This window comes from Actinomadura sp. GC306 (assembly GCF_004348665.1).
Classification (GTDB): Bacteria; Actinomycetota; Actinomycetes; order Streptosporangiales; family Streptosporangiaceae; genus Spirillospora.
Map to the genome: position 1 here is coordinate 14648 of NZ_SMKM01000025.1, position 26529 is coordinate 41176.

Annotated in this window: 23 protein-coding genes; 7 read left to right on the forward strand and 16 right to left on the reverse strand. The window is 73.6% G+C overall.

What is annotated here, in order from left to right; translation table 11 throughout:
• Nucleotides 1–95: 95 nt before the first annotated feature.
• Nucleotides 96–551 (forward strand): GNAT family N-acetyltransferase, encoded by a 456-nt coding sequence (locus E1200_RS06335; RefSeq protein ID WP_131950853.1) that lies wholly within the window; start codon nucleotides 96–98, stop codon nucleotides 549–551.
• Nucleotides 552–605: 54 nt separating this feature from the next.
• Here E1200_RS06335 and E1200_RS06340 read toward each other — a convergent pair whose 3' ends face one another.
• The 4 genes from E1200_RS06340 to ahcY (E1200_RS06355) form a co-directional block, all read right to left on the reverse strand.
• Nucleotides 606–1490 (reverse strand): hypothetical protein, encoded by an 885-nt coding sequence (locus tag E1200_RS06340; RefSeq protein WP_131950854.1) that lies wholly within the window; start codon nucleotides 1488–1490, stop codon nucleotides 606–608.
• A 115-nt stretch (nucleotides 1491–1605) separates the two neighbouring features.
• Complete coding sequence (locus E1200_RS06345; RefSeq protein WP_131950855.1) at nucleotides 1606–2184, reverse strand: hypothetical protein; 579 nt, start codon at nucleotides 2182–2184, stop codon at nucleotides 1606–1608.
• 4 nt (nucleotides 2185–2188) lie between these two features.
• Complete coding sequence (gene ahcY, locus E1200_RS06350; protein WP_131950856.1) at nucleotides 2189–3445, reverse strand: adenosylhomocysteinase; 1257 nt, start codon at nucleotides 3443–3445, stop codon at nucleotides 2189–2191.
• A 91-nt stretch (nucleotides 3446–3536) separates the two neighbouring features.
• Complete coding sequence (gene ahcY / locus E1200_RS06355; RefSeq protein WP_131950857.1) at nucleotides 3537–4967, reverse strand: adenosylhomocysteinase; 1431 nt, start codon at nucleotides 4965–4967, stop codon at nucleotides 3537–3539.
• Between the two features lie 134 nt (nucleotides 4968–5101).
• On the opposite strand from ahcY (E1200_RS06355), the gene E1200_RS06360 reads away from it, so the two are divergent.
• Nucleotides 5102–5458: a MerR family transcriptional regulator gene (locus E1200_RS06360; protein ID WP_131950858.1), complete on the forward strand. Its 357-nt coding sequence runs from the start codon at nucleotides 5102–5104 to the stop codon at nucleotides 5456–5458.
• 19 nt (nucleotides 5459–5477) lie between these two features.
• Here the strand turns inward: E1200_RS06360 and E1200_RS06365 are convergent, their stop codons facing one another.
• The 7 genes from E1200_RS06365 to E1200_RS06395 form a co-directional block, all read right to left on the reverse strand.
• Nucleotides 5478–6152: a response regulator transcription factor gene (locus tag E1200_RS06365; protein WP_131950859.1), complete on the reverse strand. Its 675-nt coding sequence runs from the start codon at nucleotides 6150–6152 to the stop codon at nucleotides 5478–5480.
• 27 nt (nucleotides 6153–6179) lie between these two features.
• Nucleotides 6180–7802, reverse strand: a complete 1623-nt coding sequence (locus tag E1200_RS34695) for a histidine kinase (protein WP_131950860.1) — start codon at nucleotides 7800–7802, stop codon at nucleotides 6180–6182.
• A gap of 391 nt (nucleotides 7803–8193) precedes the next feature.
• On the reverse strand, nucleotides 8194–9183 hold the full coding sequence (locus E1200_RS06375) for a cation diffusion facilitator family transporter (RefSeq protein ID WP_131950861.1): 990 nt from the start codon (nucleotides 9181–9183) through the stop codon (nucleotides 8194–8196).
• Nucleotides 9180–10325 (reverse strand): SIS domain-containing protein, encoded by a 1146-nt coding sequence (locus tag E1200_RS06380; protein WP_131950862.1) that lies wholly within the window; start codon nucleotides 10323–10325, stop codon nucleotides 9180–9182. The genes E1200_RS06375 and E1200_RS06380 overlap by 4 nt, the downstream gene beginning before the upstream one ends.
• 31 nt (nucleotides 10326–10356) lie before the next feature.
• Complete coding sequence (locus E1200_RS06385) at nucleotides 10357–10539, reverse strand: Trm112 family protein (protein WP_131950872.1); 183 nt, start codon at nucleotides 10537–10539, stop codon at nucleotides 10357–10359.
• 41 nt (nucleotides 10540–10580) lie between these two features.
• Entirely contained in the window at nucleotides 10581–11936 is a 1356-nt protein-coding gene (locus E1200_RS06390) for a phosphomannomutase/phosphoglucomutase (RefSeq protein ID WP_131950863.1), read from the reverse strand.
• Nucleotides 11937–12146: 210 nt separating this feature from the next.
• Nucleotides 12147–12527, reverse strand: a complete 381-nt coding sequence (locus E1200_RS06395; protein ID WP_207933207.1) for a DUF3499 domain-containing protein — start codon at nucleotides 12525–12527, stop codon at nucleotides 12147–12149.
• 235 nt (nucleotides 12528–12762) lie between these two features.
• On the opposite strand from E1200_RS06395, the gene E1200_RS06400 reads away from it, so the two are divergent.
• Nucleotides 12763–13236 carry a metallopeptidase family protein gene (locus tag E1200_RS06400; RefSeq protein ID WP_131950874.1) on the forward strand — a complete coding sequence of 158 codons (474 nt, stop codon included), beginning with the start codon at nucleotides 12763–12765 and terminating at the stop codon, nucleotides 13234–13236.
• Between the two features lie 24 nt (nucleotides 13237–13260).
• On the opposite strand, the gene E1200_RS06405 is transcribed toward E1200_RS06400, so the two are convergent.
• From E1200_RS06405 to E1200_RS06420, 4 genes are all read right to left on the reverse strand, one after another.
• Entirely contained in the window at nucleotides 13261–14820 is a 1560-nt protein-coding gene (locus E1200_RS06405; protein ID WP_131950864.1) for a DUF5719 family protein, read from the reverse strand.
• Complete coding sequence (locus E1200_RS06410) at nucleotides 14820–18104, reverse strand: glycosyltransferase (RefSeq protein WP_131950865.1); 3285 nt, start codon at nucleotides 18102–18104, stop codon at nucleotides 14820–14822. The genes E1200_RS06405 and E1200_RS06410 overlap by 1 nt, the downstream gene beginning before the upstream one ends.
• Before the next feature lie 208 nt (nucleotides 18105–18312).
• Nucleotides 18313–18576: a WhiB family transcriptional regulator gene (locus E1200_RS06415; protein ID WP_021594342.1), complete on the reverse strand. Its 264-nt coding sequence runs from the start codon at nucleotides 18574–18576 to the stop codon at nucleotides 18313–18315.
• A gap of 273 nt (nucleotides 18577–18849) precedes the next feature.
• Nucleotides 18850–19788: a hypothetical protein gene (locus E1200_RS06420; protein WP_131950866.1), complete on the reverse strand. Its 939-nt coding sequence runs from the start codon at nucleotides 19786–19788 to the stop codon at nucleotides 18850–18852.
• A gap of 135 nt (nucleotides 19789–19923) precedes the next feature.
• Between E1200_RS06420 and cofD the strand changes: the two genes are divergently transcribed.
• The 4 genes from cofD to E1200_RS06440 all read left to right on the forward strand — a co-directional run bounded on the left by cofD (nucleotide 19924) and on the right by E1200_RS06440 (nucleotide 25885).
• Nucleotides 19924–20877, forward strand: a complete 954-nt coding sequence (gene cofD / locus E1200_RS06425; RefSeq protein ID WP_131950867.1) for a 2-phospho-L-lactate transferase — start codon at nucleotides 19924–19926, stop codon at nucleotides 20875–20877.
• Complete coding sequence (locus E1200_RS06430; RefSeq protein ID WP_131950868.1) at nucleotides 20874–22163, forward strand: coenzyme F420-0:L-glutamate ligase; 1290 nt, start codon at nucleotides 20874–20876, stop codon at nucleotides 22161–22163. The genes cofD and E1200_RS06430 overlap by 4 nt, the downstream gene beginning before the upstream one ends.
• A gap of 110 nt (nucleotides 22164–22273) precedes the next feature.
• Nucleotides 22274–24832, forward strand: coding sequence for a bifunctional FO biosynthesis protein CofGH (locus E1200_RS06435; protein ID WP_131950869.1), 2559 nt, complete (start codon nucleotides 22274–22276; stop codon nucleotides 24830–24832).
• 21 nt (nucleotides 24833–24853) lie between these two features.
• The gene (locus E1200_RS06440) at nucleotides 24854–25885 is read left to right on the forward strand and encodes a substrate-binding domain-containing protein (protein ID WP_131950870.1); all 1032 of its coding nucleotides are present in this window, start codon (nucleotides 24854–24856) and stop codon (nucleotides 25883–25885) included.
• Here the strand turns inward: E1200_RS06440 and E1200_RS06445 are convergent.
• Nucleotides 25886–26529, reverse strand: a 644-nt coding sequence (locus E1200_RS06445; protein WP_131950871.1) for a DNA-3-methyladenine glycosylase 2 family protein, incomplete at its 5' end; no start/stop codon positions are given.

Genomic DNA, 26529 nt, shown 5'->3' on the forward strand with positions numbered 1-26529 from the left:
GGGAGGCATTCCCCTCGAAGGTCGGCCCCTCAGGTCATCGAGGACCTCGGCGGGTAATACTTGTCCCAGGTTTCCCAGGGCTGCGGGGGCGCGAATTGAAGATCATCGTGGACGACCTGTCCGGCGCGCAGATCGCCGGCTTCCTCCAGGAGCACGTCGAGGAGATGCGGTCCGTCACGCCGCTGGAGAGCAAGCACGCCCTCGACCTCGACTCCCTGCGCGTCCCCGAGGTCACGTTCTGGTCGGTGATGGACGGCGGTTCGGTCGTGGGGTGCGGTGCCATCAAGAGGCTGGACGACGCGCACGCCGAACTGAAGTCGATGCGCACCGCACCGCGGCGCAAGAGGAGCGGGGTCGCGTCCCTGCTGCTTGAGCACATCCTGGCCGAGGCCGGGCGCGCGGGGTTCACCCGGATGAGCCTGGAGACCGGGTCCGCCGAGTTCTTCCTCCCCGCGAGGAAGCTGTACGAGCGGTTCGGTTTCACCTACTGCGAGCCCTTCGCGGACTACAGGCCCGACCCCAACAGCGTGTTCATGACGCGGACCCTCTGACCCCAGGGGCCGCCGCCTTGCGCGACGGCCCCGGAGGCCGCTTCCCCGGGAGCGCTACCGCCCCAGGTTGCGGATCTTGTCGTTGAGGGTCGGGCGCATCTGCTTCAGGCACATGATCGGGAGGTAGGCGCCGTCCGCCGTCATGTGGTGGGTGGACGTCGCGGGGCACTCCCGCTTCGTCTTCACCCGGCCGGTGACCTGCGCGACGGCCGTCTGGGAGGTGCAGTCGGCCTTCTTCAGGCCGCCGACGGCGAACGAGGGGTCGGCGATGCAGTCGCCGGCCGCGACGACGCCGCCGCCCGCGCCGAGGCACAGCACCGGGCGCTCGATCGTGTTGCCGCTGAAGGCCCGCAGCTTCATGGTCTCCAGCGTCTTCGCCGGGCAGGACGCCTCGGTGTCGACGCGGGCGATCACCTTGCCGTACCAGTCGTTGGTGCTGCAGGCGACCTCCTTGCCGCCGAGGCCGAGGCCGCCGCCGCTGACGCAGTCGCCCACCGACAGCAGCGCGCCGCCCGCGCCCGGGTCGCCCGGGTGGGGGCCTTCGATGTTGCGGGCGCACGCCTCGAAGTAGTGCTCGTCGCCCTTCTTGAGGGTGACGTTGGTGACGCCGTCGGTGCCGGCCGGGCAGTCGGGCTCCGCGCGGGTCTGGAACCGCAGCGCCGCGGCCTGCCGGTCGGAGGTGACCTTGAGCACCTTGGCCTTGGCGGCGGGGTCGTCGCAGTTCACCCGGGTACTGGCCGGGATCCGGTTGGACGCGCCCTCCCCGAAGCCCGTGTCGATGCACTGCTCGGCTTGGAGCGGTCCACTGACCCGGTTCCCCGCGCTCTGGAAGACCATGACGCCCACGGCCACCACACCGAGGACGACGACGACCGCCAGGCCGGCCAGCACGAACACGAGCGGGGACCGCTTCTTGGGCGGCGGCATGGGAGCGCCCATCGGCGGAACGGGGGGCGGCGGCTGTCCCTGCCCCGGTGGCTGGCCGTACACGTCCTGACCTCCTGATCATGGTGGGGAGATAAGGACCTTATCGGCAAACGTCCGGCGTCCGGGGCTAGGGCCGGAGATTGGGCGGGGACTCCAGGCCGGTCAGCTCGATGCCGGGCGCGGCGACGACGACGTCCCCCGCCAGGTGCACCGCCTCGATCTCGCCCGTGGCCAGGTCCGTGATGTCGTACCGCGTGACGGGCAGCGGCTCGGTGTCGGTCTCGTGGTACTCCGTCCCGGCCCGGCGCCAGCGCCAGATGGTGGTCAGCGGCGCGAGGGACGGGCCGCTCAGCCGGACGAGCCGCACGTCGGCCTGGGCGTTCTCGTCCAGCTCCAGCGAGTACGCGATCGCGACGAGGAAACCCGGCGAGTCGTACAGGAACCCGGCCGCCCGCTCGGTGTGCTCCGTCCCCGTCTCGCCGGCGGCGCGGACCCAGGCGACCTCCGGGCCGGTGAGGCCGCCGCGCAGCCACCACGCCGGGGTGACGAGTTCGACGCGGATCTGCCGCCAGCGCGCGTCCGTCACCAGGTCGACGCGGACGCCGTCGGGCCGCCGGGACGTGTACCGCCACCCGCCGGGCCCCGGCGCGCACTGGAAGCGCTCCTCGATCTCTCCGTCCAGGTGGAGGTAGGCGCCTGCGGGCATCGGCTCAGGACCCGATGCGCCAGGAGCGCAAGTAGTCCTCTTGCTCCTTCGAGAGCCGGTCGATGGCGATGGACATCGACGCGAGCTTGAGGCGGGCCACCTCGGTGTCGATCTCCTTCGGGACGTCGTGGACGGCCGGCGCCAGCGTCGGGTGGGCCGTCGCGAGCCACGCGCACGTGAGGGCCTGGTCGGCGAACGACATGTCCATCACGGCGGCCGGGTGCCCCTCGGCCGCGGCGAGGTTGACCAGCCGCCCCTCCGCCAGGAGGACGAGCCGGCGCCCGTCGGCCAGGACGTACTCGTCGGCCTGCGGGCGCACGCCCCGGTGGACCTCGACCGCCAGCTCGGCCAGCGCGCGGACGTCGATCTCCACGTCGAAGTGGCCGGAGTTCGCGAGGATCGCGCCGTCCTTCATCACGGCGAGGTGCTCCCCGTTCACGACGTCCCGGTTGCCGGTGACCGTGATGAAGACGTCGCCCTCGGCGGCCGCCTCCGCCATGGGCTGGACGGAGAAGCCCTGCAGCGCCGCGTCCAGTGCCTTCACCGGGTCGATCTCGGTGACGACGACCCGGGCACCGAGCCCGCGCGCCCGCTCGGCCAGCCCCCGCCCGCAGTAGCCGAACCCGGCGATGACGATCGTCTTCCCCGCCAGGAGCGTGTTCGTCGCGCGGACGATGCCGTCCAGCGTCGACTGCCCGGTCCCGTACCGGTTGTCGAACATGTGCTTGGTGTCGGTGTCGTTGACCGCGACCATCGGGAAGCGGAGCGCGCCCTCGAACGCCATCTGGTGCAGCCGGATGACGCCCGTCGTCGTCTGCTCGCAGCCCGCCTTGACCGTGCCGAGCAGGTCGGTCCGTTCGGTGTGCAGGGTGTTGACCAGGTCGCATCCGTCGTCCAGGACGAGATCGGGTCCGGTCTCCAAGGCCCGGTGGATGTGGGCGTAGTACCCCTCACGGTCGGTACCGGCCCGCGCGAAGACCTCCGCGCCGTACTCCTGGACGAGCGCGGCGGCGGTGTCGTCCTGCGTGGACAGCGGGTTGGACGCGGCGAGGGCGACGCTCGCGCCGCCCGCCTGGAGGGTGCGGATGAGCCCGGCGGTCTCGGTCGTGATGTGCATGCACGCCGCGACCTTCAGCCCCTCCAGCGGACGCTCGCCGGCGAACCGCTCCCGGATCTGCCGCAGCACGGGCATGCTCCGGTCGGCCCACTCGATCCGCTTGACGCCCTCGTAGGCCAGCGAAACATCCGCGATGTCGCTCATCAACCCCCCTCAGGCGCGGACCGCCGCACCACTACTACGACAACATCAGGCGACACCCCGGCCACGCGACAACCCGAACACCACAATGAACTCAGTACCTGTAGTGGTCGGGCTTGTAGGGGCCCTCCACGTGGACGCCGATGTAGGCGGCCTGCTCCTTGGTGAGCTCGGTGAGCTTGACGCCGAGGGCGTCCAGGTGGAGGCGGGCGACCTTCTCGTCCAGGTGCTTCGGCAGGACGTACACGCCGATCGGGTACTCGTCGGTCTTCGTGAAGAGCTCGATCTGCGCGATGACCTGGTTGGTGAACGAGTTCGACATCACGAACGACGGGTGGCCGGTGGCGCAGCCCAGGTTCATGAGGCGGCCCTCGGCCAGGACGAGGATGGAGTGGCCGTCCGGGAAGCGCCACTCGTGCACCTGCGGCTTGATCTCGATCTTCTCGATGCCGGAGATCTTGGCGAGGCCCGCCATGTCGATCTCGTTGTCGAAGTGCCCGATGTTGGACACGATCGCCTGGTGCTTCATCCGGCTCATGTGGTCGGCCGTGATGATGTTGAAGTTGCCGGTGGTGGTGACGAAGATGTCGGCGATGTCGACGACGTCCTCCAGGGTGGTGACCTGGAAGCCGTCCATCGCGGCCTGCAGCGCGCAGATCGGGTCGATCTCGGTGACGATCACGCGGGCGCCCTGGCCGCGCAGCGCGTCGGCGCAGCCCTTGCCGACGTCGCCGTAGCCGCACACGACCGCGACCTTGCCGCCGATCAGGACGTCGGTGGCGCGGTTCAGGCCGTCGATGACGGAGTGGCGGCAGCCGTACTTGTTGTCGAACTTCGACTTGGTGACCGAGTCGTTGACGTTGATCGCCGGGAACGCGAGCGTGCCGGCCTTCGCCATCTCGTAGAGGCGGTGGACGCCGGTGGTGGTCTCCTCGGTGACGCCCTTGATGCCGGCGGCGGTCTCGGTCCAGCGGCCGGGCTTCTCGGCGATGGTGCGGCGGAGGGTGTCGAGGATGACCCCCCACTCCTCCGGGTCCTCCTCGGTGGCGGTGGGGACGGCGCCCGCCTTCTCGTACTCGGCGCCCTTGAGGACGAGCATGGTCGCGTCGCCGCCGTCGTCCAGGATCATGTTCGGGCCGGTGCCGTCCGGCCATTGGAGAGCCTGGTCGGTGCACCACCAGTACTCTTCGAGGGTCTCGCCCTTCCAGGCGAACACCGGGACGCCCTTCGGGTCGTCGGCGGTACCGTCGCGGCCCACGACGACCGCGGCGGCGGCGTGGTCCTGGGTGGAGAAGATGTTGCAGGACACCCAGCGGACGTCGGCGCCGAGGTCCACCAGCGTCTCGATCAGGACGGCCGTCTGGATCGTCATGTGCAGCGAGCCCATGATCTTGGCGCCGCGCAGCGGCTGTGCGGCGGCGTACTCCTCGCGCACCGCCATCAGGCCCGGCATCTCGTGCTCGGCGAGCCGGATCTCCCGGCGCCCGAAGTCGGCCAGCGAAAGGTCGGCGACCTTGTAGTCCATGCTTTGGTGCTCCTTGGTCCGCGGGGATGCGGGTCGGTGCGCGGTGCGTCAACGCCCGCGAGTCTACGGTCGGTGCACGCCCGGTGGCACGCGCGGAGGCGACTTCCTACCACAAATTTGTCAGAATGGGTCGCATGCGCATCACGGAGGCCGCCCAGCGGCTCGGCACCTCGCCCCGCATGCTCCGCTACCGCGAGGCCCTGGGGCTGCTGCCGGTCACCCGGGAGGGGGTCTCCGGCCGGGGCCGCGCCGGCGGCCACCGCCAGTTCGGCGACAGCGAGCTCCGGGCGGTCGCGCTCGCGCTCGCCCTGGAGAAGCGCTACGACATCGGCCCCGCCGAGCTGGCCTTCGGCCTCCGCGTCCTGGCCGAGCCGCAGGTGCAGGCGCACGTCCGTGAGCTGGGCGAGCGCATCGGACGGCTCTCCGCGCCGCCGACCCGCGCCCTCGACTTCGAGAAGGAGAAGGCGATGCGCCTGCTGCGCAGGCGCTAGCCGGGCCGCTCGCGCCCGGTCAGTCGCGGGCGTTGCCGCCGGGGACCACGACGCCGGACTCGTAGGCGAGCATGACGGCCTGGGCCCGGTCGCGGAGGCCGAGCTTGGTGAAGACGCGCGCCACGTGGGTCTTCACGGTGTGCTCGCTGACCACCAGGCGTTCGGCGATCTCGCCGTTCGACAGGCCGCCCGCGATGAGGACGAGGACCTCCGACTCGCGGGCCGTCAGCGTCGACAGCTCCGACGGCGCCTGCGGCCTGTTGCGCCGCTGCCTCGTGAACTCGCGGATCAGCCGCCCGGTGACCTGCGGGGCGAGCAGCGAGTCGCCGCGCGCCACCACCCGCACGGCGGAGACCAGCTCCTCGGCCGTGGCGTCCTTCAGCAGGAAGCCGCTCGCGCCGACCGAGAGCGCCTCGTAGACGTACTCGTCCACGTCGAACGTCGTCAGCACCAGGACCCGGACGCCCTCCGAACCGGGCAGGGCGAGGATGCGGCGGGTCGCCTCGATGCCGTCCATGCCGGGCATCCGGATGTCCATGACGACGACGTCGGGCCGGCTGCGCTCCGCGAACCGGACCGCCTCGCGCCCGTCACCCGCCTCGCCGATCACCGTGATGTCGTCCTGCGCGTCGAGCAGGGCCGCGAACCCGGCCCGCACGATCGTCTGGTCGTCGACGATCAGCACCCTGATCACCGCCGCCGCCCCTCGCGCCGCGCGGGGTCACCGGCCGCCGCGAGGCGCCTCCGGACCGTGTCCACGGGTGGAACTCCCCTCGCTCGCCAGCGGAAGCTCGGCCTCCACCAGGAACCCGCCCTCGGCGGCGGGACCGGCGGAGAACCGTCCGCCCAGCATCGTCGCACGTTCCCGCATGCCGAGGAGGCCGTGTCCGCCGCCGGCGTCCGCGGGCTGCACGCGGGTGCGGCCGGCGTCGCCCGCGACGGTACCGGGCGCGGGACCCGCGGGGCCGTCCAGTATCGCGGTACGGGACGCGGGGTCGTCGCGGTTCAGCACCATCGTCGGCGCGGCCGGGTCGTGCCCCGGCGGGACCGGGCCGGGCGGCGCCGGCGGGTGCCGGCCGTCGTCGCGGACGCGGACCGCGAGCCGGTCCGGCAGGAACGTCAGGTCGACGCGCACCTCCGCGCCCGGCGCGTGCCGCCGGGCGTTCGTCAGCGCCTCCTGGACGATCCGGTAGGCCGACAGCTCCACCGTCGTGGACAGCGCCCGCGGGTCACCGTGCACGGCGAGGTCGACGCTGCCGCCCGCGCCGCGGTGCTGCTCGATCAGGTCGGGCAGCCGGTCCAGCCGCGGCTGCGGGGAGTTGGCCGCCTCCGGCTCCGGGGCGGCGTCGGCGCGCAGCACGCCGAGCAGCCGCCGCATCTCCACCAGCGCCTCCCGCGCGGTCCGGGCGATCTCGGTGTAGCCGGCGCGGGCCTCGGGCGACAGGTCCTCCATCGTGTACGGGGCGGTCTCCGCCTGCACCGCGATCATGGAGACGGAGTGCGCGACGACGTCGTGCAGCTCGCGGGCGATGCGGGCGCGCTCGCGCATCACCGCCTGCTCCCGCTGGACGGCGGTGAGCCGGGTGAGGGTCTCGTTGGTGCGTTCGGCGGCCGCCGCCTCGGTGCGCCCGGCCGACTCCACGACGCGGCGCGCGTCGCCGAGGCCGATGGCGGCCAGGACGGCGAGGAACGCGGCCGGCCACGGGATCTCGTCCAGCGAGTCCCCCGCCAGGTACACGACCGCGAGGGTGGCGACGCTGCCGGCCGCGAGGACGCCGGCGGACTGGCGGGGCAGCTGCCGTCCCAGCGCGTACAGCGTGTAGAGGCCGGCGAACCCGGTGGTGATGAGCAGGTTCTCGCCGGTGAGCAGGTTCGCCGCGACCGTGCCGAGCACCACGGCCGCGACCGGGCGCAGATTCTCCTGGCGCCACACGAGCGGCAGCGTCGCGGCGACCGCGAACCCGCCCGCGAGGCTGATCGGCGACTCGGCGCGCGGCGCGAGCTCGGCGAGCGCCGCGACGGTCAGCGCGAGCCCGGTCAGCGGCGCGAAGTACCAGGAGGCGGTGAACTCCCGCCACGCGTTGATCCAGCGGGGCAGCGGCGCCGTCGCCGCCGCCGGGCCGCCGGGCGGGTGCGGCGCCTGCTGGCGTCCCACGCCGTTGAGGCGCGCCGCGAGCCGGACGGCGAGCGGGCGCAGCAGGGTGCCGATGCCCGTCAGGATCCACAGCAGCAGCTGCCCGACGCCCGCCACGATCCGGCCGGACAGCCGCCACGCGTGGTGCGCGACGGCCGGGCCGAACCCCGCGGGACCGGGTCCGGGCCGGGCCTTGCCATCGGAGGTCACCCTCCAATACTGACCGCTGGGACGCGCGGATTCCTCACCGCGGGGGTGTATGCGGGACGGCCGGCTCCGCCTGGAGTACCACCCGCTTTCCCTCCCTGAGGGGGACGTGCGGGGGACCTGCGCGAACGTAGTGTCTTACCCGTGACCGCGACGGTGGCCCGCCGGCTTTGGGGGTTCGGCGGGGGCCGCCGCGGTCACACCAGAACCGCCCGGTTTCAGGGGTCCGGGCGGGGACGCATGGGAAGCACCTCGCCGGACGGCCGCGGTACACGCCTCGCCAGGGGCACTCGCCGGTCTCGCCTGGGCTGGGGTCGGCCGGCACGACGGCGGCCGCCCGGCGAGGGGTCCCGAAGACCTTCCGAGCCGCCCCCGAAGGGGCGGCCCGGGAGGGTCAGGACGGCGCCGAGGTCTCCGGGTCCGCCGAACTCTCCGCGTTCTCGGCGTTCTCCGTGGGCTTCGGGACGGCCGCGGCCGGGTCCCACAGCGCCGGCTCCAGGTAGATCAGCTTCGCCTCGGGGAACTGCGACCGGATCTTGGCCTCGGCGGCGTCGATGCCCCGGGCCACGTCCACGGCGGTGTCGTCGTGGCTCACCGCGATCTTGGCGGCGATCAGCAGCTCCTCCGGCCCCATGTACTGGGTGCGGATGTGGACGAGCCGGTCGACCTGCTCCACCGACTCCAGCGCCTCGATGATCTGCCGCTCGGTGTCGGGGTCGGCGCCCTCGCCGATCAGCAGGCTCTTGGTCTCGAACGCCAGGATCACCGCGATCACGGCGAGCAGGACACCGATCGCGATGGTGCCGACGCCGTCCCACACGCCGTCCCCGGTGACCACGGCCATCGTGACGCCGAACAGCGCGAAGATCAGGCCCACGAGGGCGCCCAGGTCCTCCAGGAGCACGACCGGAAGCTCGGGCGCCTTGGCGCGGCGGATGAACGCCCACCAGGACTGGTCGCCGCGGACCTTGTTCGCCTCCACGATCGCGGTGCGGAACGAGATGACCTCCATGACGATCGCGGCGCCCAGCACCCCGAACGCCCAGCCCGGGGACGTGAGCTCCTCCGGGTGGGAGATCTTGTGGTAGCCCTCGTAGAGCGAGAACATCGCCCCGATGGTGAACAGGACGACCGCGACGACGAACGCGTAGAAGTAGCGCTCGCGCCCGTAGCCGAACTGGTGCTGCTGCGTCCGGCCGCGCTTGGCGCGCTTGCCGCCCACCAGCAGCAGCGCCTGGTTCCCGGCGTCGGCCACCGAGTGGACCGACTCGGCGAGCATCGACGACGAACCGGTGAACAGGAACGCGACGAACTTCGACGCCGCGATTCCGGTGTTGGCGAGCAGCGCGGCGACGATCGCCTTCGTTCCGCCCTCAGCACTCATATCTGGGAAACCCTCGCCTTTAGTTCTTGAACGGAAGGCACCGGAGTGGGGTCCACGCCCAGCGCGATAGCCAAGTAAACCGTGACGTAGTCCGCCAGCGCGATGAGTGTCGCGATTCTCTCCAAGGGATGCTCGCCCTCGGCCCGGATCTCGGTGACCGCCACGCCGCGGTCACGCGCCATGGCCGTGGACGCTTCGGCCCGCTTGCGGATGCGGGGGTGCTCGTCCGCGTCCCGCATCATGACGAGGTGCAGGCCGTGTTCGGGGTCGCCCGTGCGGTCCCGGAAGAAGTCATCGGGGTCGGACGGGGAGCCGCCGCGCGCGAAGAAGCCGTCGAACGCCATCAGCTGGTTGTGGTCCACCTCGGGGATTTCACCGAAGATCCCCAGGTATTTGGCGTTCTCGTTCAGCTGGCTGCACATCCGGTAGGCCGCCACGGCAGCCGGTTCGGAGGACCCCCAGACCATCGGGACGTCGCCGGCGAGGTCGAGCGCCATCCGCTTGGCCGGGTTCAGGAACGGCTCGCTGGACGGGCGGCACCGGTGCGCGACGTCCTCCAGCAGCTCGGCGGTGGACTCCAGCGCCTCGTCCGGCACCTGCGCCAGGCCCAGCGTCCGCGCCGCGAGGACGACGGGGATCGTGAGGCCCCACAGCGCCGCACGCGGCTGCCCCACCGGGCGCACCGGGACGAACACCCCGCGATGCCGGTCGGCCAGGGCCGCGAGCGGCGAATCCGCCCCGCCGGCGAACAGAATCCTGCACCCCCGGCGGGCCGCCTCCGCGGCGACCTCAAGGGTCTCCTCGGTCTCCCCGGACGAGGACACCGCGATCACGAGGTCGGCGGCGCCCACCCAGCCGGGCAGCCGGTGGCCGCGCACGGTCGTCACCGGAACCGCGCAGCCGGGCCCGCACACGGCGGCGAGGACGTCCCCGGCCAGGCCCGCGGCGCCCATCCCGGCGACCACGATCGCGCGCGGCCGGCCGTCCCCGGCCAGCGCGGCGATGCCCGCCTCGGCCGCCGCCCGCTGCGCCTCCCGGACCTGCGCGGCCGACGACGCGACCTGCCGCAGCATCCCCGCGGGATCGGCCGCCTCGACGGCCGCCGCGTCCTCCAGCCGCGCGGGGTCGAGCCCCGCGCTCATCGCACTGCCCCGGCCCGGCGGCCCGGACCGCTCACGGAGCGGGGGTCCTGGCCTCGTCGACGAGCAGGACGGGGATGTCGTCGCGGACGGGGTACGCGTACCCGCACGAGCCGGTGCACACCAGCTCGGCGGCGGCGTCGTCGGTGCGGAGCCCGCCGCCGCAGTTGGGGCAGGCGAGAATCTCCAGGAGCCAGGAGTCGAGCTTCAGCGTCATGGCAGCGTCGTTTCCCTTCGCAGTCACTTCTCCCTGACCGGTCACTTCTCCCTGACGAGGGCCAGGACCTCGTCACGGATCGCCGCCATGGTCGCCTCGTCGCCCGCCTCCGCGTTGAGGCGCAGCAGCGGTTCGGTGTTGGACGGCCGCAGGTTGAACCACCAGCCGGCGGCCTCGTCGCCCACGGTCAGCCCGTCGAGCTCGTCCATCGCGACGCCGGGGCGCCCCTCGAACGCGGCGCGGACCTTCGCGGTGGCGGCCGCCTGGTCGGCGACCTCGCTGTTGATCTCGCCGGACGCCACGTACCGGGTGTACTCGCCGAGCAGCTCCGACAGCGGCCCGTCCTGCCCGCCGAGCGCCGCGAGGACGTGCATCGCGGCCAGCATGCCCGAGTCGGCGAACCAGAAGTCGCGGAAGTAGAAGTGCGCCGAATGCTCGCCGCCGAACACCGCGCCCGTCTCGGCCATCGTCTGCTTGATGAACGAGTGCCCGACGCGCGTCCGGACGGGCGTCCCGCCGTGCTCGGCGACGATCTCCGGAACGGCCCGCGAGGTGATCAGGTTGTGCACGATCGACGAGCCGGGGTACTTGGCCAGCTCGCGCGTCGCGACCAGCGCCGTGATCGCGGACGGGGCGACGATCTCGCCGCGCTCGTCCACGACGAAGCAGCGGTCGGCGTCGCCGTCGAACGCCAGCCCGATGTCGGCGCCGGTCTCGCGGACCTTGGCCTGCAGGTCGCGCAGGTTCTCCGGCTCGATCGGGTTGGCCTCGTGGTTGGGGAAGGTGCCGTCCAGCTCGAAGTACAGCGGCACCAGGTCGATCGGCAGGCCCTCGAACACCGACGGGACGGTGTGCCCGCCCATGCCGTTGCCCGCGTCCACGACGACCTTGAGCGGGCGGATCGACGACAGGTCGACCAGCGTCTTGAGGTGGTCGGCGTAGCCCTTGAGGACGTCCCGCCGCGTGACCGTGCCCGGCTCGCCGTCATACGCGGGGACGCCGTTCTCGATCATCTCGCGGATCTCGGCGAGGCCGGTGTCGCTGCTGATCGGGCGGGCGCCGGAGCGGCACAGCTTCAGCCCGTTGTACTTGGCGGGGTTGTGGCTCGCGGTGAACATCGCGCCGGGCAGGTCGAGGCTGCCGCTGGCGTAGTAGAGCAGGTCCGTGGAGCCGAGCCCGGCCTCGATCACGTCCGCGCCCTGCGCGGTCGCGCCGCGCGCGAACGCCTCGGCCAGCGGGACCGACGACTCCCGCATGTCGTGCGCGGTGACGACCGCGCTCGCGCCGGTCACCCGGACGAACGCCGCGCCCGCCGCCTCGGCGACCGCGGTGTCGAGCTCGTCCGGTACGACACCGCGGATGTCGTACGCCTTGAAGATCTTGGCGAGGTCGCCCACTCCTGCTCCCTGTCCGAAGAGACCGGCCGGTCGGAATCCGGCCCGGGTGAGCGCCGCCCGGAGGCGGCGGCCCCGGAAACGGCGACGGAGACACGAGCCTACCGGGACGGGGGGTCACGGCCGGACGGGATGTCACCGCACCGGCGGCACCGGATTCCCGCGGACGGATCTTCCCCCGCGGGCGGGTCTCACTCCTGGCTCATTCCCGGCTCACTCCTGGCCGGGCTGCGTCGCCGCGGGCTCGGAGCGGAGGACGCGCAGGTGGCCGCGGCGGCCGACCTCGGTGCCCTGGCCGACCGGCTCCTGGCCGGTGCCGGGGGCGGGCCTGGCGGCCTCGCGGACCGCGTCGGCGAGGGCCTCCAGGTCGTCGGCGCTGGGCTCGGCCTCCTCCTCGACCGGCAGCCGGACGAGTTCCCAGCCCATGGGGGCGGTGAGCCGCTCGGAATGCTCCGCGCACAGGTCGTAGCAGTGCGGCTCCGCGTACGTGGCCAGCGGCCCCAGGACCGCGGTGGAGTCACGGTAGACGTACGTGAGCGTGAACACTGCAGGCGCCTTGCAGGCGGTGCGGGAGCAGGTACGGACGGGGCTCACGATGGCTGACCGTACCTCCCTCCCCCCGGCTCCGCCACCACCCGGGCGCACGTGTCGCCGTTACCGGGCGATTTCCGAGGTAACAGTTACATTCCGTGTGGACTCCGACTCTCACCGTGCGGGGTCTGGACCGGGCGCGCCAGCCGTGGCAGTCCGTCGCCCCGCCGGCGCTCGACCCCGTGACGCCCGATGGCACGGCCGGAGGCAGAGGTACTCTTGAGGCGTGCGATCCCGTGTGGCAGGCGTACGGCGTCGCGACCGGCGCGGTCGCGGCGTTCGCGGTCCTCTGGCACCCCGGCGGGCGCCGGTCTCGCGCACCCGCGCGGAGCGGTTCGAGGACCTCGTGGACGACGAGGTCCGGCGGCTGCACCTGCGCTGGGGCCGGGAACTGGCCGGGGTGGCGTTCACGGTCGAGGACGTCCCGAGCGTGGAGCCGTTGTTCGACGGCCCCGTCCCGCTCGGGCAGACCGTCCTCGCGCCCCCGCCCGGCGGCCGGCCGCCGGACGCCGCCCGGCCCGCCGTCCCCGCGCCGGCCGAGGGCGACCCGGCGGTGCGCATCGTGGTGTTCCGCCGTCCCGTCGAGGCCCGCGCCACCGGGGACGCCGAGATGTCCCTGCTGATCCGCGACCTGCTCGTCGAGGAGGTCGCGGACCTGCTCGGCCTGTCCCCCGAGTCCGTCGACCCGAGCTACGACTCCCCCGACGACTGACCCTCCGGCGGGCGCGCGAGCCCGCTAGCCGGGGATGAGCGCGGTCTGCGAGTCGGCCGTGTCCGGCAGGTGGAGCGTCGTGCGCGCCGGGATGATCGGCAGGACGGTGAACAGGTACCCGCCGCCCTTGCCCGTGGCGAGCACCCGGGACGCGTGCACGGGCCCGGACCCGGGCTTCGGGACGATCACGGCGCCGTAGGCCGCGTCCTTCCCGCCGGTCCCGGGCGGGGCCTCCAGCTCGGCCCGGACGGTGCTCCCGGCCGGGATCTCGACGTCCTTCGGCGCGCTCGTCCCCTCGGCGTTCAGCGTCCTGACCTGGACGGTCGCCGCGCCCGCCGGGGCGCTGACGAGCAGGGCGGAGTCGAAGCGGTTGTCGGCGACGATCCCGGGCCCGGACGCGGTGAGCGGCGGGGTGGCGGTGCCGTAGCCGACGTCGGCGCCGCGCTTCGCGGCGAAGCCCGCGATGATCGGGCGGTCCGCGAGCAGCCGGACGGCGGCGGCCTTGCCGAGGAGGGCGCGGTCGAGGCCGACGGACGTGACGGTCCGCGCGGGGGCGTCCACGATCTCCCGGCCCTGCGGGTTGTAGGTGCCCTCCGCGGTGATCACCTGCACCCGGATCTGCGCGTCGGACTCGCCGGGCACCGCGACGACCAGGCGGCGCTCGCCGTCGCCGTCCGGCACCCCGGGGACGATCAGGGACGGCGCGGCGGCGTGCGCGCGCGGCAGCCACTCGATGCCCTTCTTCTCGCCGATCCGGACCCGCACGGACGCGGCGACCCGGCCGGTGGTCGTCCGGACGCGCAGGCCGAGGTCGGCGGCGGACCGCACGACGTCGCCGAGGCCCTCCGTCGACTCCCCGATCTTCACGACCCTGGTGGTGTACGGGTCGACGCGGATGCCGCGGCCGTCGACGCTCTCAAGGGGGCCTTCGCCGGAGAGGGCGGTGAGGTCCGCGAACGCCGGCTGCCCGTCGACGTTGGTGAGGTAGAGGTCGAGTTCGTCGGCGGTGTCAGGGCCCGGCCCGAGGAACCAGTGGTCGGTGCCGGGGGTGGCGCAGCGCGCGCCCGCGAGGCCGCGGTCGTTGCCGCCGCCCCAGTGGGTGGTCTGCTCGGCTTCCAGCCCGGCGGCCATGGCGCCGGTGGCGCGGAGGGTGTAGGAGTCCTCGCCGGACTTGGTGTTCTCGTCCCAGCCCTGGCCGGGCGCCGACATGGCCCCGAGCGCGGGGCCGCCCTTGGTCGGCGTCAGGGCGACGCTACCGCCGCCCTTGCGGTCGGGGAGCGACTGCATGGCCAGCCGCCCGCCCTCGTGCCCCGGGCACACCATGACGGCGGTGGTGATGAAGGCCGCCCGGCCGTTCTCGGAGGCTTCTCCGGGACGGGAGAACGACGCGGCCCCGTACAGCGACGCGAGGGCGACGAGCACCAGGGCGGCGGTGGCATAGCGGCGAGTGAGCAGCCGCAGAACCTTCTCCAGGTTGACGTTCTTGACGTCGACCTTCAGGTTCGGCTTCTTGAAGCTCGGCTTCGTGAGGTTCGGCTTCTTGAGATTCGCGCCCAGCTTGAGTTTCGGCTTGAGGTTCCTCATCACGACACCTCCTCCGGGCTGGGCGCCGCCACCGGCTGGGGAACCGGTGCCTCGTGCCGGACGCGGGAGCGGTGCCGGCGGCGACGGCCGCGTTTGCCTTTGCCTCGGCGCCGCTCGCGCTCCCCGCCGAACGGCCCGCTGAAGGGCGGGGCGTCGGACTGCGCCCCGGGCATCGCGAGCGCGACGACCAGCAGCACCGCGATGCCCTGGACGACCATCCACGCGTGCCGCATGGTCATCGACCTCTCCAGCCGGAACTCGCCTCCGGCGGCGGGGACGTCGTAGCCCTGCGCCCAGCCGTCCACCGTCCGCCCCTTGGCGTCCCGGCCGTTCAGCGTCGCCCGCCACCCTCCGTCGGCGGGTTCGGCCAGGAGCAGGGTCCGCCGGCCCTCACCCGGTGGGATGCGGATGTCGGCGTCGATGCGTCCGGCGCGCAGGGGCGTCACGGTGGAGCCTTCGACGAGCATCATCCGGGCGGACGGCGAGTGGAGCCGCCACACGGCGAACGTCCCCGTGCGGCTGAGGCGCATCAGTTCGGGCGCCGCGTCGAGGGCCTTGGTGGTGGGGTCCGTCCTGGGGTAGGGCACGACGATGTACTGGACGCCCATCCGGGTCAGCGCGGGCCCCGCATCGCCCTCCTGGCCGGCGACCAGACCGGCGACGAGGCCGTCCAGGCGGTCGCGGGCCGGGCCGCCGGACATGACCTCCGCCTCCCCGATCCGCGGGCCCGCGTCCCTGAGGACCGTGTAGGAGACACGTCCCGCCGGCTCCTTGCTCAGGACGAGCGTGCGCACCCCGCCGGGCGCGTGCACGAACGCGGGGACGGTGTCGGGATCGACCTCGGTGAGCGGGCCGCCCGCGCCGCCGGCGACCCAGAACCCGGCGGCCAGCACGGGTGCGCTGAGCGCGGCGAGCGCCACCGCCGCCCCGCCCGCCCGGTGGAGCCGGTGATCGCTCGCGAGGGCCTCGGTGGCGCGCAGCACCGCGGCCGTCGCGGCGAATAGCACCCCCGCGCCCGCGAAGAGCAGCGCGACTCCCGGCCAGGCGGGCGCCGCGTCGGCGCCCTTGGTCACGGTGGCGGCGCTGGCCAGCGTCGCGACGAGCAGCCCGAAGATGGCCAGCAGCCAGCCCGCGAGGACGGCGTTGCGGCGGCGGCGCAGCGGCAGCGCGCACACGGCGACGGCGAACAGCCCGGCCAGCGCCCACCGCGCGGGGGTGCCGGGTCCGCCCGGGTCGAGGAGCAGCAGGTCCGCCGCGGCCGCGGGCTCGATCCGGCGGTGCAGGCCCGCCTCGGTGAGGAACCGCGACGGGTGCAGCAGCAGGCCGGCCGTCCACGGCAGCAGCAGGAGCGGCGGGACGCCGAGCGCGATGGCGAGGTGGCGCCGCCCGCTCGGCTCCGGCCGGTCGAACAGCGCCCACACCAGCCCGGCGGCGACCACGCAGATCAGCCAGGTGAGCGGGACGAACGCCATCGCGACGGCGAGCAGCAGCGCGACCGTCCACGCGGACCGCCCGGCGCGCTTGCGCAGCGTCCGGGCGTCGGGGGCGGCGGCGCCCTTGCGCGGTGTGTTCGCGCGCGAGACGCCGTACACGCGGGCGGCGTGCACGGCGATCAGCGGGAGCAGGACGTGGACGACGGCCGTCCCCAGCCGGCCGCCCGCGATGGCCCCCGTGGCGGACGGCAGCAGCGCGTACACGGCGGCGAACCACGCCCGGACCGCGGCGACGGGGACGCGCAGGCCGCTCCGCCGGGCGCGCCGCCCGGGACGCGGCGGGGCCGGCACCAGCAGCCGCGAGGCGTAGTAGGCGGTCAGGCCCGCCAGCGGCACGCTGCCGAGCAGCAGGACCGACACCGCCAGCCACGGCTTGCCGAACAGGACCGTGGACACGACGGCGAGGACCCCCACATACGGCGGGCTGCCCGCGTCGCTGCCGAGCCCCACCGGATGCCACCCGGAGAGGTACTGCGCCCACAGGTCGCTCGCGCCGCCCCACGCGGGCACGAGCGCACCCCCGCCGAGCCGCCCGGCGGCGGTGAGCAGGGAGCGCTCGGCGGCGACCGCGAGGGCGGCCAGCGCCAGCACGAGCAGGACGCCGGGGCGGGCGAGGAACCGGCGGACCGGGCCGGGCTCGCGGGAGCCCGGCTCCTCGTCGATGTCCTCGCGGTCGCGCTCGTGGGCGGCGAGGTACTCCGCCGCCGCCTCGACCGTGCGGCGCAGGACGACCCGGCGGGCCTGGAAGCGGCGGATGCTGCGGTGGGCGCGCGTCCGGCCGTCCGTTCTGGCGGCCCGCGCGCGCCGCAGCCGGCCCGGGTCGCGCAGCACGTCGGCGAGCGCGCGGACCTCCTCGCGGGCCGCCGCCGGCCGTTTGGTGAGCACCAGGTAGAGCGCGTGGACGAGGGAGGCCCAGACGTTGCGCGCCAGGGCCCGCACCATCGCGGGGAGCGGCTGGTTGGCGAGCAGCGTGTGGAGGGCGTTGCGGCGGTCGCGGCGGGACGGGTGCTCGGCGGTCATGCCGATCTCGCGGAGCCCCCGCCGGGCCGCCTCGGCGTGGTAGACGACCGCGTCGCTCGCGGTCACCACCCGGTAGCCGGCGGCGTGCACCCGCCAGCAGAAGTCGAGGTCGTCGCGGAAGATGCCGTACTCGACGTCGAAGCCGCCGAGCCGGTCCCACACGTCCCGGCGGACCAGCATCCCGGCGCTGCTCACGGCGAGCACGTCGCGGACGCCGTCGTGCTGCCCCTGGTCGAACTCGCGCCGGTCGAGGCCGGTCTGGCGGCGTCCGGCGGCGTCGACGGTGACGCCCAGCTCGCGCAGGACGTGCCGGTCGGCCCAGTCGCGGACCTTGGGGCCGAGCACCGCCACGTTGGGGTCGGTGTCGGCGGTCCGCAGCAGGTGGGCGAGCGCGTCGGGCGCGGGCGCGGAGTCGTCGTGCAGCAGCCAGATCCACTCGGTGCGCACCGGCGTCTCGTAGGACGAGTGCGGGTGGGCGCCGGAGCCGGGATCGTCGGCCGGGACGGGGGCGGACGCGGCGTCCTGGCGGAGGGCCTCCGCGACGGCCTCCCCGTAGCCGGTGGTGCGCGGCAGCGTGAGGACCGCGGGCCGGCCGAGGACCTCGGCGAGGATCGCGGGCCCGCGGTCGCGGCTTCCGGTGTCCACGGTGACGAGGCGCTGCACCGGACGCGCCTGCGTCAGCAGCGCCTTCAGCGTCTCGGGGAGCCACCGCGCACCGTCATGGGTGACGAGGACGGCCGTGACGATATGGCGATCGAGAGTGGGGGCCAAGGGGTCGCTCGATCTGTGGGACGACAGGTACGTGGCCGAAACGACGGCAGCCGTGCCGACCCGAGGGGGCCGGCACGGCTGACAACTGTACGCGTGGCCGCGGCGCGCACGCCCTGGATCGGCGAGATCCGGGTGCGCGGCCGGTCCGGCCGGGTCTCCCCCGTCGAAGAACCCGGGCGGGCCCGCGGGCCGCGCGGCCGGCCGGCGGCTAGACCGCCTGGCGCTTCAGCTTGCGGCGTTCCCGCTCGGAGAGCCCTCCCCAGATGCCGAAACGTTCGTCGTGCTGCAGCGCGTACTCAAGGCACTCCGTACGCACCTCGCATGCCCGGCACACCTTCTTGGCCTCGCGAGTGGAGCCGCCCTTCTCCGGAAAAAACGCCTCCGGGTCGGTCTGCGCGCACAGTGCGCGCTCCTGCCAGCCCAACTCTTCACCGTCTGTGCCGTGCGCCAGCGGGATGACCACCTCGCTCACAGCGCACCTCCCTGCCCGTGGAACCCCCTGGTCAATGCCGTCCCTCCGGTTACTTCCCCCGAGAAGGCATTGAAACTACACCGACGAAATTACACGCGTGTAGCGCCCGCCCCGTCAAGCCGGAAAGCTTTCCGGGGCGACTTAGCGGGTTATGCCGGGCGGGTCGGCCGACCCGCGGCTGAAGATCGGTAAAACGGAGGGTCACCCGCGGGATTCGGCGGCGGCATTCGGCACCGGGATTCGGCGCCGCGAATCAGCGGCGGGGCGGCCGGCTCACTGCGGGGGCGGGGGACGGTTGTCCCGGTACCAGTCGCCCTCGTCGGGACGCTGCTCGCCGCCGGGCGCCGGCTGGGTGCCCTGCGGCCCCTGCTCCTGGCCCGAACCGCCGTACTGGCGGGTCCACTCGCCCATCTCCTCCTGCTCGGAGGCGGGCTGCTGCCCGTAGCCCGGCTGGCCGCCCGTCTGGTAGCCGCCCTGCTGCCCGTACTGCTGCCCGTGCTGCTGCCCGTGCTGCTGCCCGTGCTGCTGGTAGTCCTGCGGCTGGCCGTACTGCTGCGGCTGCTGGCCGTACTGCTGGCCCTCGGCGCCGCCCTGCTGGCCGCCGTACTGCTGGTACTGCTGGTACTGCTGCTGCCCGTAGCCCTGCTGGCCGTACTGCTGCTGGCCCGGCTGCTGCTGACCGGGCTGGCCGGGCTGCTGGCCGGCCTGGCCCTGCTGGTAGCCGAAGTCGGGGTAGCCCTGCGGCATCTGCTGCTGGCCGGTCTTGGGGCGCGGCGGCTGCATCCCCTGGAAGACGGTGTAGACGTACCAGGCGCCGACGCCGGCCACGGCGAGCTTCCCGGCGCCGAGGAGGAACACCGACAGCTTCGTGAGCGCGCCGGCGGCGTCGGAGTCGGCGAGCATCCCGCTCAGCCAGGCGATGAGGCCGAACACGGCGATGCCGCCGAGGACCCCGAGGGCGCCCATGGTGATCGTCCGGGCCTGCGGCGTCGGCTGCTCGCCCCAGGTCACCAGCAGCACCGCGAGGACGAGGATCCCGACGACCCCGATCTGCAGGAACATCCCGTCCCGGGTTTCGAGCAGGGCGCGGAAGGTGAACGTCCCGTCGTCGCCGATGAGCGTGATGATGCCCGCGAGCAGCTGCACGCCCGCCGAGGCGAGCAGTACCCAGGCGGCCGGTTCGCGCAGGCGCTGGACGGCTTCCTTGTTCACGGTGACATCTCCAGACCGAGGCGGTGCTCTTAAGCTCTTACACGCCAAAGCTTGGCATAGATTCGGCCCGCCGACCCAACGGGGCGGCCCGGCGGCGCCGTGCGGCCGAAACGGCGCCATGGATACGCTGGCGGCATGAAGATCGTGGTGCTGGCCGGTGGCATCGGCGGGGCCCGTTTCCTGCGCGGGCTGCGGTCGGCGGCCCCCGAAGCGGAGATCACCGTCATCGGCAATACCGGGGACGACATCTCGCTGTTCGGGCTGCGGGTGTGCCCCGACCTGGACACCGTCATGTACACGCTCGGCGGCGGCATCAACGAGGACCAGGGGTGGGGCCGGGCCGACGAGACGTTCACCGTCAAGGAGGAGCTCGCCGCCTACGGCGTCGGGCCGGGCTGGTTCGGGCTCGGCGACCGCGACTTCGCGACCCACATCGTCCGGACGCAGATGCTCGCGGCGGGATACAAGCTGTCGGCGGTGACCGAGGCGCTGTGCGACCGGTGGAAGCCGGGGGTCCGGCTGATCCCGATGACCGACGACCAGGTCGAGACGCACGTCGTCGTCGAGGACGAGCAGGGGCGCCGGGCGATCCACTTCCAGGAGTGGTGGGTGCGGCTGCGCGCGTCCCTCCCGGCGCTGTCGATCGCGGCGATCGGCGCGGAGGACGCCAAGCCCGCGCCGGGCGTGCTGAAGGCGATCGAGGAGGCGGACGTGGTGCTGTTCCCGCCGTCCAACCCGGTCGTCAGCATCGGGACGATCCTCGCGGTGCCCGGCATCCGGGACGCGGTCGCGACCAGGACGGTCGTCGGCGTCTCCCCGATCATCGGCGGCGCCCCGGTGAGCGGCATGGCGGACGCCTGCCTGACCGCGATCGGCACCGAGACGTCGGCGCGGGCGGTCGCCGAGCTGTACGGGCTCGGGCTGCTGGACGGCTGGCTCGTCGACGAGGCCGACGCCGCCGTGCGGGTGGAGGGCATCGAGGTGCGGCCGCGGCCGCTGCTGATGAGCGACGCGGCGGCGACGGCGGACATCGCCCGCGCCGCGCTCGACCTCGCGGTGGAGCTGAAGCGGGCGGAGGAGTCGCGGTGACCCGGCTGGAGGTGCTCGGCGTCCCCGGGCTGCCGGAGGTCGCGGAGGGCGCCGACATCGCGGCGCTGATCCCGGCGGACGCGGTGCGGGACGGCGACGTCGTGGTGGTCACGTCCAAGATCGTCAGCAAGGCGGAGGGGCGGGTCCTGGTCGCGGACGACCGGGAGAAGGCGATCGAGGCGGAGACCGTGCGGGTGGTGGCGCGGCGGGCGCACGACCGCGGCGAGACGCGGATCGTGGAGACTCGGCAGGGGCTCGTCCTCGCGGCGGCCGGCGTGGACGCGTCCAACACGCGGCCGGGCACGGTGCTGCTGCTGCCGGAGGACCCGGACGCCTCGGCCCGCCGCATCCGCGCGGGCCTGCGCGAGCGGACCGGCGCGGACGTCGCCGTCATCGTCTCCGACACGCTCGGCCGGCCCTGGCGCAACGGGCTGATCGACGCGGCGATCGGCCTGGCGGGCCTGGAGCCGATCAGCGACCTGCGCGGGCGGGACGACTCCTACGGCAACCGCCTCGACGCCACGATCACCGCCGTCGCCGACGAGATCGCCGCGGCCGCGGAGCTGGTGAAGGGCAAGCTCGACGGGGTGCCGGTCGCGGTCGTGCGCGGCCTGTCCGCGCTGGTCACGAAGGAGGACGGGCCGGGCGCGCGGGCGCTGGTCCGCCCGCCCGACGAGGACATGTTCCGGTGGGGGCCGTCCGAGGTGCTGTACGCGCGGCGCACGATCCGCGAGTTCACCGCCGACCCGGTCGACCCGGCGGCGGTGCGCCGCGCGGTCGCCGCCGCGATCACCGCGCCGGCGCCGCACCACACGACGCCGTGGCGGTTCGTGCTCCTGGAGTCGCAGGAGTCGCGGACGCGGCTGCTGGACGCGATGCGCGACGCGTGGGAGGCCGACCTGCGCCGCGACGGCTTCTCCGAGGAGTCGATCACCAAGCGGCTGCGGCGCGGGGACGTGCTGCGGCGGGCGCCCTACCTGGTCGTGCCGTGCCTGGTCATGGACGGCTCGCACGACTACCCGGACGAGCGGCGGTCGCGCGCCGAGCGGGAGATGTTCGTCGTCGCGACGGGCGCCGGGGTGCAGAACCTCCTGGTGGCGCTGGCCGTCGAGGGGCTCGGGTCGTGCTGGGTGTCGAGCACGATGTTCTGCCGCGACGTCGTCCGGGAGTCGCTCGGGCTGCCGGCCGACTGGGACCCGATGGGCGCCGTCGGCGTCGGCCACCCGGCCGCGCCGCCGCGCGAGCGCCCGCCGCGCAGCCCGGAGGCGTTCATCGAGGTCCGGTGACCCGGCAGGGGCGGGAATAGCCGGCGGCCCGGCGGGGCTGCTAACGGATGCGGGCAATTCGCCCACCCCCGCCGCGTCGCAAATTATGACGATTGGCATAGAGTGCCTGCATGGACGCCACGAGCTCCGCGCTCCGCCGGGCACTGGCCCGCGCGCGTGACGGCAAGACACTCGACCGATCCGAGGCCACCACACTGCTGCAGGCCCGCGGGGCGCAGCTCGACGACCTGCTCACTTACGCCGCCCGCACCCGGGACGCGGGCCTGGACGCCGCGGGTCGGCCGGGCGTCATCACCTACAGCCGCAAGGTCTTCATCCCGCTGACCCGGCTGTGCCGCGACCGCTGCGGGTACTGCACGTTCGCGACCGTCCCCCACAAGCTGGACGCCCCCTACCTGAGCCCGGACGAGGTCCTGGAGATCGCGCGGCGGGGTGCGGAGATGGGCTGCAAGGAGGCCCTGTTCACGCTCGGGGACCGTCCCGAGGACCGCTGGAAGCAGGCCCGCGAGTGGCTCGACGCGCACGGCTACGACGACACGCTCTCCTACGTCCGCGCGATGGCGATCCGGGTGCTGGAGGAGACCGGGCTGCTGCCGCACCTCAACCCCGGCGTCCTGACCTGGCGTGACTTCCAGCGGCTCAAGCCGGTCGCGCCGTCCATGGGCATGATGCTGGAGACGACGGCGACGCGGCTGTTCAGCGAGCGCGGCGGCCCGCACTTCGGGTCGCCGGACAAGGACCCGGCCGTGCGGCTGCGGGTGCTGGAGGACGCCGGCCGCACGAACGTGCCGTTCACGACCGGCATCCTCATCGGCATCGGCGAGACGATCGAGGAGCGCGCGGACGCGATCTTCGAGATCCGGCGGACGATGCGGGAGTACGGCGCGATCCAGGAGGTGATCGTGCAGAACTTCCGGGCCAAGCCGGACACCAAGATGCGCGACACCCCGGACGCCGACCTCGCCGAACTCGCGGCGACGATCGCGGTGACGCGGCTCGTCCTCGGCCCGAAGGCGCGGGTGCAGGCGCCGCCGAACCTCGTCGGCGACCAGTTCGCGCTGATGCTCCGCGCCGGCATCGACGACTGGGGCGGGGTGTCCCCGCTGACGCCCGACCACGTGAACCCCGAGCGGCCCTGGCCGCAGATCGACGAGCTGTCCGAGCGGACGGCCGCCGCGGGGTTCGCGCTGCGCGAGCGGCTGACGATCTACCCCGAGTACGTGCGGCGCGGCGAGCCGTGGCTGGACCCGCGGCTGGACGCGCACGTCGCGGCGCTGGCCGACCCGGCGACCGGGCTCGCGCGGGACGACGCCGTCCTTGAGGGACGCCCCTGGCAGGAGCCGGACGGCGGGTTCCAGGCGTCCGGGCGGACCGACCTGCACACCGAGATCGACACGACGGGCCGCACCAGCGACCGGCGCGACGACTTCGACGAGGTGTACGGCGACTGGGACGCGCTACGCGACCGCATGTCCGCCCCCCAGCGTTTCGACTCCGACATCAGGACCGCTCTCGCGCGCGCGGAGCAGGACCCTGCGGGGCTGTCGGACGACGAGGCACTGGCCCTCCTGCACGCCGAGGGCCCGGAACTCGACGCCCTCGCCAAGCTCGCCGACGACCTGCGCCGGGACACGGTTGGCGACGAGGTCACCTACGTCGTCACCCGCAACATCAACTTCACCAACGTCTGCTACACGGGCTGCCGGTTCTGCGCGTTCGCGCAGCGCCGCACGGACGCCGACGCCTACACGCTCTCCCTCCGCCAGGTCGGGGACCGGGTGGACGAGGCGTGGGCGGCGGGCGCGACCGAGATCTGCATGCAGGGCGGCATCCACCCCGACATGCCCGGTACCGCCTACTTCGACCTCGCCCGCGAGGTGAAGAACCGCGCGCCGGACATCCACCTGCACTCCTACAGCCCGATGGAGGTCGTGAACGGCGCGTCCCGCGCGGACATGTCGATCCGCGAATGGCTGGAGGGCGCGAAGGAGGCCGGCGTCGACTCCCTGCCGGGGACGGCCGCCGAGATCCTGGACGACGACGTCCGCTGGGTGCTGACCAAGGGCAAGCTGCCCACCGACCAGTGGGTCGAGGTCGTCACCACCGCGCACGAGATCGGGCTGCCGACGACGTCCACCATGATGTACGGGCACGTGGACACCCCGTCGCACTGGGTCGCGCACATCAGGCTGCTCCGCTCCATCCAGGAGCGGACGGGCGGGTTCAGCGAGTTCGTCCTGCTGCCCTTCGTGCACCACAACTCGCCCATCTACCTCGCGGGGCTGGCGCGGCCGGGGCCGACCGTCCGGGAGAACGTGGCCGTCCACGCCCTGGCGCGGATCCTGCTGCACGGCGCGATCCCCAACATCCAGACGTCCTGGGTGAAGCTGGGCGACGAACTGTGCACGCGCGTCCTGCAGGGCGGCGTGAACGACCTCGGCGGCACGCTGATGGAGGAGACCATCAGCCGCATGGCCGGGTCGGAGAACGGCTCCTTCAAGCCCATCAGCGAACTGGAGGAGATCGCCGCGCGGGCCGGCCGTCCCGCCAGGCAGCGCACCACCCTCTACGGCGAGGTGCCGGAGGAGCGCCTGACGGCGTCCCGCCGCACCGACGGCATCGGCCACTTCGGCCAGGGGAAGCTCAATCTCCCCCTGGTCGGCACGTGATCCCCGCTGTATGACTGACGGGTGAACCTCTGGAGGCGGCCGGCCGTCTGGGCCGCCGCGGCACTGCTGCTGTCCGGCGTGGGCGGCGGTGCCTGGGCGCTCGGCCTCCTCCCCGGCGGGTCCGCGTGCGGCGGGTCCGCGCTGCGGATCACGATCGCCGCCCAGCCCGAGATCGCGCCCGCGCTCCGGGAGGTCGCGGACCGCTTCAACGTCGAGGAGCACCGCGTGGCGGGCCGCTGCGTCGACGCCCACGTCGAGCCGGTCTCGCCCGCCGGCTACCTGGGTGACGCGGCCCTGCGCGCAAAGGCCGACGCGTGGGTGCCGGAGTCGTCGCTGTGGCTGGAGACGGCCCGCGACAGGGGCGGCACGTCCGTTCCCGAGGGTGGGACGCCGGTGGCCGCGACACCGGTGGTGCTCGCGACGCCCCGCCCGGCCGAGGCGGAGCTGCGCGACGCCGACGTGGACTTCGGGTGGGAACTGCTGCTGAAGGACAAGGCGGGCGGCATCCCGCTGGCCCGCTACTCGGCCGACCCCGCCGCCGGGATGAGCGGGACCATCGCCATGATCGCCATCGAGCAGGTCGCCGCCGGTGAGGCCGATGATGTCGCCAAGGCGCTCCGCGAGAACGCGCCCGGCCGTCCGGACGAGTCGTCCGGCGGCTCGATGACCGTCCTGGCCGATTTCATCGGCGCCGAACGCTTCGACCGTCCCCTGGCGGTCACCACCGAGCAGGCGGTCGTCGCCTACAACGACACGCACCGCCCCAACCCGATCGTGAGCCTCATGCCGGACGAGGGCACGCTCATGCTCGACCACCCGTACGTCGTGACCACCGGGGACCAGGACCGGCAGAACGCGGCGGAGGCGTTCAAGGCCGCGCTGGAGTCGCGTCCGGCGCACGACACCCTGCACCGGGCGGGCTTCCGCGCACCCGACGGCACCCTGCCCGCCGTGTACGCAAAGCAGCACGGCTTCACTGAGGAGCCGCCGCCGTCCCTGCGCTTCCCGACCCGCGAGCAGGTCGACGAGGCTTTGACGTCCTGGGGGACGTGATCAGAAGGCCCGGTAGTCCCGGACGGGCAGCCGCGGCCCGCGTCTCGGCGGACGCCTGCCGGACGATTCCAGCAGCCGGGTGACGCGGTACCGGTGCCCGGCGTAGGGCTCCAGCAGTTCGAGCATCCCCGCGTCGTCGACCTTGCGGCCGATCAGCGCCCAGCCAACCAGTCCGGGCAGGTTGTAGTCGCCGACGGAGACGGCGTCGGCGTCCCCGGCCGCGCGCTGCCGGATCTCCGCGGCCGTCCACACCCCGATCCCCGGCAGCGACCGCAGCCGGTCCTCCGCCGCGTCCTCCTCCAGGCGCCCCGCGACCTGCGCGGCCCGGATGATCGTCCGTGCCCGGACGGCCTCCAGCCCCGACCGGTGCCACTCCCACGAGGGGATCCGGGCCCACACCTCGGGCGGCGGAGGCACCCGCATATGCGGCGCCCCGGGCGCGGGCTCCCCGAACCTCCGCAGCAGATGGCTCCAGGCCCGGAACGCCTCCAGCCCCAGGACCTTCTGCTCCATGACGGCCGGGACGAGCGCTTCGAACACCCGCCGCGTCCGCCCGATCCGCAGCCCCGGCCGCTTACGCACCTGCTCCCGGACGACGTCGTGCCGCGCGACGAACCCCTCCGGCTCGTCCGCCGCCCCCAGCA

What these genes read in the sequence shown, in the direction of transcription:
- E1200_RS06345 (WP_131950855.1), bottom strand. Translation starts at nt 2,184, where the DNA reads ATGCCCGCAGGCGCCTACCTCCACCTGGACGGAGAGATCGAGGAGCGC.
- E1200_RS06385 (WP_131950872.1), bottom strand. Translation starts at nt 10,539, where the DNA reads ATGACGCTGAAGCTCGACTCCTGGCTCCTGGAGATTCTCGCCTGCCCC.
- E1200_RS06405 (WP_131950864.1), bottom strand. Translation starts at nt 14,820, where the DNA reads ATGAGGAACCTCAAGCCGAAACTCAAGCTGGGCGCGAATCTCAAGAAG.
- cofD (WP_131950867.1), top strand. Translation starts at nt 19,924, where the DNA reads ATGAAGATCGTGGTGCTGGCCGGTGGCATCGGCGGGGCCCGTTTCCTG.
- E1200_RS06375 (WP_131950861.1), bottom strand. Translation starts at nt 9,183, where the DNA reads ATGAGTGCTGAGGGCGGAACGAAGGCGATCGTCGCCGCGCTGCTCGCC.
- E1200_RS06380 (WP_131950862.1), bottom strand. Translation starts at nt 10,325, where the DNA reads ATGAGCGCGGGGCTCGACCCCGCGCGGCTGGAGGACGCGGCGGCCGTC.
- E1200_RS06360 (WP_131950858.1), top strand. Translation starts at nt 5,102, where the DNA reads ATGCGCATCACGGAGGCCGCCCAGCGGCTCGGCACCTCGCCCCGCATG.
- E1200_RS06435 (WP_131950869.1), top strand. Translation starts at nt 22,274, where the DNA reads ATGGACGCCACGAGCTCCGCGCTCCGCCGGGCACTGGCCCGCGCGCGT.
- ahcY (WP_131950857.1), bottom strand. Translation starts at nt 4,967, where the DNA reads ATGGACTACAAGGTCGCCGACCTTTCGCTGGCCGACTTCGGGCGCCGG.
- ahcY (WP_131950856.1), bottom strand. Translation starts at nt 3,445, where the DNA reads ATGAGCGACATCGCGGATGTTTCGCTGGCCTACGAGGGCGTCAAGCGG.
- E1200_RS06340 (WP_131950854.1), bottom strand. Translation starts at nt 1,490, where the DNA reads ATGGGCGCTCCCATGCCGCCGCCCAAGAAGCGGTCCCCGCTCGTGTTC.